Genomic DNA, 9,297 nt, shown 5'->3' with positions numbered 1-9,297 from the left:
GCGCGTAAGCAGATCCAGCATCTGCCTGAGGCCACCCAGTACAAGCTTCTTCGTGGTAACGCCGAGAAGTTGTACCGCTTCACCCCCACCGTCCCATCCGTCCGAGCCTGACCCATCGAGCTCGAATCTGGAAGAGAGACCCATGAGCAAGATCATCAGCACCAGATCGCCGTATATCGACGGCAAATTCACTGTCGGAGAGGGTGACCCGCTGACCGTTCTCAATCCCGCGACCGAAGAAGCGGTCACCGAGGTCGAGACCACTTCGGTGGGGCAGGTCGAGGCAGCCATTCTCGCCGCCCGCCGGGCGTTCGACACCGACGACTGGGCGCGGTCCGATCGCCGGGACCGGGTTCGCCTGGTTCTCCGGATGCTCGACTACTTCGAAGAGCATCGCGACGAACTCGGCCAGACCATCCAGCAGGAGGCCGGCGCAACCACTCGGATGCTCGGTTCGGCGCAGTTGGATCACGCGATCGTTCAGATGCGGCAGACGGTCGACCTGTATCTGTCGCTGCCGGAACAGGAATACAGCCCGCGGCCACTCGATCTCGCGATTGCGGCGAACTCGGTGGGGCTGAGCGTGATGGCGTACGAGCCGGTGGGTGTGGTGTCGTGCATCTCGGCGTACAACTGCCCATTCTGGATCAATGCGTGGAAGGCGATCCCCGCCCTGCTCACCGGTAACACCGTGGTGCTGCGTCCCAGTCCGTTCACACCGTTGTCCGCGTTGGTCTTCGGCGAGGCGGCCGAGGCCGCAGGGTTGCCGCCGGGTGTTCTCAACGTGGTCGTCGAGGCCGGCTTCGAGGGTTCTGCGCTGATGACCACACATCCGGCGGTCGACCAGATCAGCTTCACCGGCTCGACACAGGTCGGAAAGACGATCATGCGGCAGGCCGCCGATACCACCAAGCGCGTGATGCTCGAGCTCGGCGGCAAGTCCGTCCAGCTGTATCTCCCCGACGCGGTGGACCGGGCCCCCATGGGTTTCCCCACCGTTTTCGCCAATCACGCCGGGCAGGCGTGCGTGGCGGCGACCCGCATGCTTGTACCGCATGACCGCAAGGACGAGGTCCTGGAGAAGGGTGCAGCAATCGCCTCCCGGTTGACCATCGGCGACCCTGCTGACGACTCCACCCTGATGGGGCCACTGATTTCCGCTGCCCAGCGGGATCGGTGCGAATCGTATGTGCAGCGTTCGGTGGCAGCCGGTGGACGTGTGGTGACCGGCGGACAGCGCCCGAAGTCACTGCCCCGCGGCTACTTCTTCGAACCGACGATCCTCGACGTCCCGGACAACTCCAACCCCGCAGCGCAGGACGAGATCTTCGGGCCTGTGGTCACGGTGATCGGCTACGACACGGTCGATGAGGCGGTCGCCATCGCCAACGACTCGCCGTACGGGTTGTCGGGGCAGGTCTACAGCCCCGATCTGGTTGCGGCAACAGCAGTAGCGCGCCGGATTCGGGCCGGCGCGGTCAACGTGAACGGGCTTGGTGCGAGTGCGTTCGCATCATCTGGCGGTTACAAACAGAGCGGTCTCGGGCGCGAGCGCGGAGTCGACGGACTGCGCGCGTACCAGGAGATCAAGCATCTCAGTGTGAGCAATTGGTGACCGCGGGATTCGCGTCGCAAAACCTACCACCACTAGGAGATCTCAGTAATGCAGCTCAAAGGTAAGTCAATTGTCATCACCGGGGCGGGGTCAGGTGTCGGCAGGGCTGCCGCACTCCTGTTCGCCCGCGAGGGCGGCAACATCGTGTGCGCAGACGTCAACGACGAATGGGCCAAGGAAACGGTCCGGCTGATCGAGGCGGCGGGCGGCAATTCGATTGCCGTGCACTGTGATGTCACGCAGGAGGCCGAGGTGATCGCAGCCATCGAGGCCACCGTGCGCGAATACGGTCGCCTTGACGTCATGTACAACAACGCCGGTGTCGCCACCCCGCGTCCCGGCCTCCGGTTCGAGGACCACACCGTCGAGGACTTCGATCGACTGATGTCGATCAATCTCAAGGGCGTGTTCCTGGGTACCAAACATGCAGTGCGGCAGTTTCGAGCCCAGGGCTCACCCGGATCGATCATCAACACAGCCTCCGTGGCGGGCCTCGTGGGCTGGGGCGGCACCGTCTACGGCGCCACCAAGGGCGGTGTCATCCAGCTCACCCGGGCAGTTGCCATCGAATCTGCGCCGCACGACATCAGGGTCAACGCCGTCTGTCCGGCCGGGATGCCCACGACCAACTTCATGGACATCCCCGCCGACGAGGCCACCCAGACGGCCGCATTCGAAAGGGTTGCTCAACAACATCCGTTGGGCCGGAACATTACTCCGGAAGACGTTGCGGCAGCGGCGCTCTTCTTCGCCACCGACAACGCACGCAACATCACCGGCGTCGTCATGCCGGTCGACGGCGGATACGTCGCGCGATAGCCCAAGGAGCGAATATGACCACAGATAGCAACGAGACCCAGTATCAACCACAGAACCTGACCCTGCGCAACGCCGAGCACACCGCGCTCTACCGGGCAACCAACGGTGAAGAAGGGCACATCTGGAACGGGGTGACGTGTCTGCTGCTGACCACCATCGGACGCACGAGCGGAGAGCCCCGCGAGACCCCACTCATCTACGCACGGGACGGCGAGGATTTCATCGTCATTGCATCCAAAGGTGGAGCTCCCAAAGCTCCCAACTGGTACGAGAATCTGTTGGTTGAGCCAGAGGTCACGGTTCAGGTTCTGGCAGAACGTTTCCCGGCGCACGCGCACGTTGCTGAGGGCGACGAATACACCCGACTGTGGAACCTCGCCGCCGACGCGTGGCCGAACTACAACGTATACGCACAGCGGACCGACCGACGTATTCCCGTCGTCGTCCTCCGACGGACACCCACACAATAACCGGGAGAACAATCATGAAGGTACGAGTCGACCCGCAACGCTGCCAGGGGCACACCCTGTGTGCAATGGCAGCCCCAGAAGTCTTCGAGCTCAGCGACTTTGACGGGCACGCCTCCGTCATCACCGACCCGGTCCCGGAAGGTATGGAATCGCAAGTACGCGACGCCCGGAGCTCCTGCCCCGAACAAGCCATCGCAGAAGAGGATTGAGATCATGAGCGACGACAATGCAGCGGTCACTGCCCGCAGGAAACCGACGTTTCACTTCGAGCGTCACGGTCCTGAGTTTCGCGACAGCTTCTTGGACATCACCGAAGAGATGCAGTCCAAATGTCCGGTGGCATGGTCGGATACTCACGGCGGACACTGGGTTGCCGCCACCGCCGACGCGAACTTCACGTTTGCGCGCTCGGCCGACGTCTCCAGCGACCACGATGTTCGGGGTAAGCGCAACGGGTACAAGGGCGTCACCATCCCTACCGCAGCGAACGTGACGAGTATTCGAGGCGGTATAGCCGAGATGGACGAGCCCGAGCACGGGAAGTATCGCGCGATTCTCAATCCCTTCCTGTCACCTGCGGGAATCAAGAAGTGGCATCCGATCATCGACGAGGTGATCCGGGCCTCCCTGGACGAGAAGATCGAGTCCGGCTCCATCGACTTTGTGGATGACCTGGTCAACATCGTGCCTGCAGTGATCACCCTGGGGATGCTCGGCATCCCGATCGAGAAGTGGTCCGTCTACTGCGAGCCGGTCCACGCGTCCATCTACACCCCGCCGAACTCGCCAGACATGGAGCGGATCGGTGAGCTCAAGAAGGTGATGGGCGCTGACCTCCGGGCCAGCGTCACCGAGATCCGGGAGAAGCCACGTCCCGGCATGATCGATGCGCTCGTGCGGGCCGAGGTCGATGGTGAGCAGCCCGACGACGCCGAGGTGCTCGGCATCCTCAGCCTGCTCATCGGTGGCGGGTTCGACACCACGACGGCGCTGTCCTCACATGCTTTCGAATGGCTGTCGCAGAATCCTGATCAACGCACTCTCCTGAGCGAGGACCGCGACGTGATGCTGAACTCGGCAACCGAAGAGTTCTTGCGTTTTTACACGCCGCTGGCCGGCGCCGGACGCACCTTCGCCGCCGATTGCGAGTACAACGGTGTCGAGATCCGCGAAGGCGAGCGGTTGTGGCTGTCCTGGACGATGGCCAACCGCGATCCGGAACTCTTCGACGCCCCGAACGAGGTCGACCTTCTTCGGACGGCGAACCGGCACTTCAGCTTTGGCTTGGGAATTCATCGCTGCATCGGCTCGAACCTGGCCCGCACCTTGTTCAAGCGGATGCTGCTCGCGGTGCTCGATCGGATGCCCGACTACCTCTGCGATCCCGAAGGTGCGGTGCACTACGAGTCCGTCGGCACCATCCAGGGGATGCGCCAACTTCCCGCGACGTTTTCGCCTGGGCCCCGCCTCGGTGCCGGTTTGGGCGAAACCCTCGCAAAACTCCAGGTCATCATCGACGAGCAACGTCTCGCCGAGCCGGGTGCAGCGCCGAGGTGAGACGCGGAGGCGACCGACCCCGAGCAGCTCTAACTAGGTAGTGTAACTCTGTTCGGCGGTTGCTGGCGCAACAGCTGTATCTGACGGGTTAGGGTCGAGGGGAACACAACCAAAAGGGTGGTCAAGGGTGAAAGACGCTTCGAAAGGTCAGGCTCAAGCGACGTGGGAGACGCGTGCGCTCGATCGCTCTGCTATTCGCGCACAAGAGAAGACCGCGACCCGCCAGCTTGTGACAGCGCGGGAGATCATTGCCGCCGGTCGACAGTTGTTCAATGAGACAAGCAGTTTCCAGTTCACGATGAAACAGGTCAGCGTCCGGGCCGGGGTGGCGCTACAGACGGTGTATCGACATTTCGAAACCAAGGACCTCCTGGTGCTCGCGATCCTGGAAGAAGAGATTCGGTCGTCGGTCGAACTCATCGAAAAAGCTATCGCCGAGATCTCAGATCCGCTCGAAAAGGTCCACGCCCTGATCGTTGCGCCGGCCTCCGGCCGTGCCTCTCGTGAGCGGAGTCTGATGGGTGCGGCAATCGTCCGGGAACACCTTCGCCTACAGGTCGATCACCCCGCCGATGTTGCCCTGGTCACGGCGCCATATTTCATCCTGCTGGAGGAAGCCCTCCGCGCCGCTTCCGAAGCCGGCGCCCTTCACATCATCGACGCCGAACGCGATGCGCAGATCGTCCAGAACCTCGTGATGTCCTTCTACCACCAGTTCGCTCTGGGGGTCTTCACCGGCGATCCGGAACAGACAACCGAGTACCTGTGGGGCTTTTGCAAGGCAGCGTTGGACCGTGGGCGTCCCACACCGGCCCCGGCAACGCCGCGCCGCCGGACCACGGCAAAACGACAGGTGACCTGAGGGAAGAAGTTGGGGGAGTTGGTAATTCATCGCCCCATAGCCGACTCGCCGACATCGAGCAGCTCGATGTCGGCGAGTCGGTTTCTAGTGGAGTGCGAGTGCCTGCGTCAGTGCTTCTTGATCGGCGGCTGCTGTGCCCAGGCGATGCAGGAGGATCTCGATCAGTCGCGGCTCGACCTCGGCAGTGATACTCCACAGATACAACCCGTGCACGATTCCGAGACCAAGTGCACGCCGTGCCGTCTCGAACGGCGGCGGTTCGACCCCGAGATCGGCGAGGCTCTGCAGGTAATGTCGCAGCAGTTCGTCTTCAGATCGACGACGATCCTCGACACTGAGAGTGGCGGCAATGTGATAGCCGACATCGAGATACCACATTCCACGCTGCACGAGCTGCCAGTCGAACAACGACGGTCGACCCGCGGGGTCGAGAAAGAGGTTTCCGGGGTGACTGTCGCCGTGAATCACGCACCAGGGCAACGTTCTATCGGCCACAGCTGCCTTGGAATGAGTAACCACGTTCCGATACGCGTCCACTATCCGTTTCGGGTCGCGAATCTCCTGAGGAACACCACTTGCATTGGCGCCGAACATATTCGCGCCAATCCTCGACATCACGCCGTCGTCACCCCAGAGGGTCAGGGTCTTGCCGATTCGGGACGCCAGCCATGGTTGGTCCGCCCAGTCGGGGTTGTTCCACGTCGCCGCATGTAGCCGCGCCATGTCGCCCAGGGTCGAGGCGGTCTGCTCCGGTGTGTAAGCGCTACTGGCGTCGAGAAACTCACCGCCCTCGGCGACAAGATCTTCGGTGATGACCACACCGTGGCGGGTGACGGGGTCAACCTCCGCATACAGGCAGGTCAGCGTACGAACACCAACAGCGTCGGCCAGATCGCGGTAGAAGTATGTCTCCGATTCGCCGATGTAGCGGGCGGCCTGACCGATCTCGTTGAAATAGCCCTTCACGCATAGTGATCGTGATGGACCCGGCGACGTGGTGCCGGAATACTCGATGGTGAATCTGGCGTTGGTGGACACTCGGGACACAACCGGTCCCGGTGTGACTCCGAGGATCTTGATCCCCGGAAATCGCCGTTGTAGTGCGGCAGTGAGCCATTCCGGTGACTGTGCCGTGTCAAGGGTCTCCGGAACCGGGACGGCCACGGAGGTGCTCACGACAGGACCCTCGTGGGTACGCCGGCCGGTGCTGATCGATCGCTCATTGTTACCTCTATCCTGCTATGGCTTCGTCTATCGGACTCATACTCGTCCAGCCGATTTTCCACTGCTGCGACCAACCTCATCGCCAGCTGCCCGGAGGTCCGGGATGCTTTGGCGCACAGCATGTTTTTGCACCTTGCCGCTGGCGGTGCGTGGCAGTTCGTCGACCACGAAGAGTTCTTCGGGCCATTTCTGCCGGGCCATCCCGGCCCGCTCGAAATGGGCTCGCACATCTTCGAGGGTGGGGGCGTCGTGGTCCGGCCGCAGTCGCATAACCCCGGTGGCATGTTCGCCGAGCCGGTCATCGGGGCCGGCGACGACCACCGCCTCCGCGACCGCGGGCATCGACAACAGGACGTCCTCGACCTCCACGGCACTGATGTTCTCGCCACCTCGGATGATCAAGTCCGACTTGCGATCGGTGATGGTCAGGTAACCATCTTCGTCGAGCGCGCCGACATCGCCGGTGCGGTACCAACCGTCGGTGTCGAAGGCAATCTCGGTCAGTGAGTCGTTGGTGTAACCGAGGCACAGATCTGGACCCCGGCTGAAGATCTCACCGTCCTCACCGAGTCTGATCTCGACGCCGAGGCGTGGTTCACCGTCGGTATATAGCCGCTTACCCTCTGGCGCGGTGAACTGTGAACCGGTGATCGAGGGATGCTCGGTACTACCGTAAGAGCGCGCGACACAGATCCCGAGGTCCGCGAGTTGACGTGTGACCGTTCCGGGAACCGAGGATCCGCCGAGTCCCATGTACTTGAGGTAGTCCAGGTGTTCGGGATTGAAGTGGGGTTGATCGACGAGACTCGTCACGAAATAGGGAGGACCGCCACCAATGGCCACTCCGTGACTGTCGATCAGTTCGAGCACCCGGGCCGGATCCCATTGGTCGAGCAGATCGACAGACACACCCTCGAGCACGGGGGTGAGTAGAGCGCTCACCATCCCGATGAAGTGTCCTACCGGTAGCGCCGTGAGCTGGGCGCCACGGTCAGCAGGGTAGTTCGCCAGAAGTTGGCGGGTTTCGAATCCGAGTGTCTGATGGCTGTGAATGACACCTTTGGGGTCGCGGGTGGTCCCGGAGGTGAAAGCGATGACAGCCGGATTCGCGGGGTCCACCTCGAGGGTGCCGATCAGGGGCTCGTCATCCAGAAGGTCGTCGAATCCGGCACCCACCACACCGACTATGGGCACGTTCGCGCTGACATCGGGGTCATAGGACATGCGACCGAACTGCTTGGCGGTGATGAACACCCGTGGTTTGGTCTCTGCGAGCACGAATCGCAGTTCTTTCGGGCCATAGAAGTGCACCATGGGCACCACCACGGCGCCGAGAAACGACGATGCCCAGAACGTCGCCGCCGCCTCCATCCAGTTGGGAAGTTGCATGACCACGACGTCACCGGGACCCACGCCGCGGGCTTTCAGCCCCGCGGCGAGCTTTCGGGCCACCAGTTCGACCTCGCGGAATGTTCCCTCGTAAGGGCGCACCGTGGAATGCACCCGGAACGTGACGTCAGGGTTGGCTTCAAGTCCGCCCGCGAGCATCGTCCCGATGGACTCGTCTGTCCACCACCCCTCGGACTCATATCGCCGGGTCAGCTCAGCGGGAATAGTTCGCATGAGATTGTTCGATCTCCCTTCGAAATATCAAGTGACACCAGCGTTTTCTTGTCCGTCAGGGCGTGACGGCGCCTGCCGATGTCTGGATCCGTGTTACGGCCAGTGCGGAGTAGTCGGGAGAACCGTGCTCTCTCCGATGACGAGAACCATACTCTAGTGATTGTTAGAATCAGAGTGTTTCGCGAAATCTCTGTTCGCAGATCCGTTCGGCGCATGTGCGTGGACGAGATCCGGTGCCCGCCTTGACAAAATCGATTGATGTGGCGGTATGGTGCGCATCGGTATGGCATTCTCGCTCTGGCGAGACGGCTGTTCCGCCGCATTCCAGACCCTCGTCGCGAACTCGCAGACCGCCCGCGTGGGGTCACTGAATACCGAGTCGACCAAAGGACAACACCATGCCACATGCCAAGCCGGCTGATCTCCCCAACGGTGGAGGCGGGCGATGGCCCGCATCCAACGATCGCTTCCGATCCGTGCAGTGGGGAGACCTGGAGGTGGGTTACACCACCACCTCGACCCCCGTTGACACCACCGAGCTGAACAGGATCGGTGGACTACCTGGTGGCGTGTGCCCTTGTCCCCACTATGGCTATGTGTTCGAAGGTGCCATCACAGCGGTCTACCCGAACACCGGCAAGCCCGACGAAGTGATCTCGGCGGGCGAGGTCTACTTCATTCCGGCGGGCCACGTCCTGAAGTACAGCGAACCGACCAATCATCTGGAGTTCAATCCCGCGTACGCATTGCAGCAGTGCATGGACGCGATGCAAAGGACGGCTGACATGGCCGCGAAATCGGCCACTGAGTCAACCTGAAACCGTACGTAACGGCGTGGCCTGTGATGCACGGGCCTGGTGTGGCGGCGCATCGCTGTGGGCGGTGTGCCGCTGCTGTGTGTCACTGAAGGTCACGTGCGAGTCTGTCAAATATGTTCGTAGACAAGCAATTTGACCACGGCTGCGAATATGTGAATCGACGTGGAGCGAACGCTCGCCGGGTCCGGGCGGTCGGCTATTTGGTTGGGGTTTCCGTTTTCGTTGCAAACGGCAACGTCGTTCTATACTGTACGAGAGTGTGATTCTAGTTACAGGGAGATCGGCGGTCCATACCGGTTCCGTGTCCAT

General features: G+C 62.0%; 9 protein-coding genes. 7 read left to right on the top strand and 2 right to left on the bottom strand.

The annotated features are described in order from the left end of the window. Window positions 1-142 precede the first annotated feature (142 nt). The 6 genes from H290_RS0127155 (at window position 143) to H290_RS0127130 (ending at window position 5,323) form a co-directional block, all read left to right on the top strand. A complete protein-coding gene (locus H290_RS0127155) occupies window positions 143-1,615 on the top strand; it encodes an aldehyde dehydrogenase family protein (protein ID WP_020110017.1) in 1,473 nt (490 codons plus the stop codon). 48 nt (window positions 1,616-1,663) lie between these two features. Beyond that, on the top strand, window positions 1,664-2,434 hold the full coding sequence (locus H290_RS0127150) for an SDR family NAD(P)-dependent oxidoreductase (RefSeq protein ID WP_020110016.1): 771 nt from the start codon (window positions 1,664-1,666) through the stop codon (window positions 2,432-2,434). 14 nt (window positions 2,435-2,448) lie between these two features. After that, window positions 2,449-2,904: a nitroreductase family deazaflavin-dependent oxidoreductase gene (locus H290_RS0127145; protein ID WP_020110015.1), complete on the top strand. Its 456-nt coding sequence runs from the start codon at window positions 2,449-2,451 to the stop codon at window positions 2,902-2,904. A gap of 14 nt (window positions 2,905-2,918) precedes the next feature. Continuing rightward, complete coding sequence (locus H290_RS0127140; protein WP_028463758.1) at window positions 2,919-3,113, top strand: ferredoxin; 195 nt, start codon at window positions 2,919-2,921, stop codon at window positions 3,111-3,113. 4 nt (window positions 3,114-3,117) lie between these two features. After that, entirely contained in the window at window positions 3,118-4,461 is a 1,344-nt protein-coding gene (locus H290_RS0127135; RefSeq protein ID WP_020110013.1) for a cytochrome P450, read from the top strand. A 127-nt stretch (window positions 4,462-4,588) separates the two neighbouring features. Continuing rightward, window positions 4,589-5,323 carry a TetR/AcrR family transcriptional regulator gene (locus H290_RS0127130; RefSeq protein WP_020110012.1) on the top strand — a complete coding sequence of 245 codons (735 nt, stop codon included), beginning with the start codon at window positions 4,589-4,591 and terminating at the stop codon, window positions 5,321-5,323. An 84-nt stretch (window positions 5,324-5,407) separates the two neighbouring features. On the opposite strand, the gene H290_RS0127125 is transcribed toward H290_RS0127130, so the two are convergent. Together H290_RS0127125 and H290_RS0127120 are read right to left on the bottom strand one after the other, a co-directional pair. Beyond that, window positions 5,408-6,499: a phosphotransferase gene (locus H290_RS0127125; protein ID WP_020110011.1), complete on the bottom strand. Its 1,092-nt coding sequence runs from the start codon at window positions 6,497-6,499 to the stop codon at window positions 5,408-5,410. A gap of 84 nt (window positions 6,500-6,583) precedes the next feature. Next, window positions 6,584-8,170 carry an AMP-binding protein gene (locus H290_RS0127120; RefSeq protein WP_020110010.1) on the bottom strand — a complete coding sequence of 529 codons (1,587 nt, stop codon included), beginning with the start codon at window positions 8,168-8,170 and terminating at the stop codon, window positions 6,584-6,586. Window positions 8,171-8,568: 398 nt separating this feature from the next. Between H290_RS0127120 and H290_RS0127110 the strand changes: the two genes are divergently transcribed. Beyond that, entirely contained in the window at window positions 8,569-8,988 is a 420-nt protein-coding gene (locus H290_RS0127110) for a hypothetical protein (protein ID WP_020110008.1), read from the top strand. Window positions 8,989-9,297: the final 309 nt, after the last annotated feature.

This window comes from Nocardia sp. 348MFTsu5.1, from assembly GCF_000383535.1.
GTDB lineage: Bacteria > Actinomycetota > Actinomycetes > Mycobacteriales > Mycobacteriaceae > Williamsia > Williamsia faeni.
This window is presented reverse-complemented; position numbering and strand designations above follow the sequence as displayed.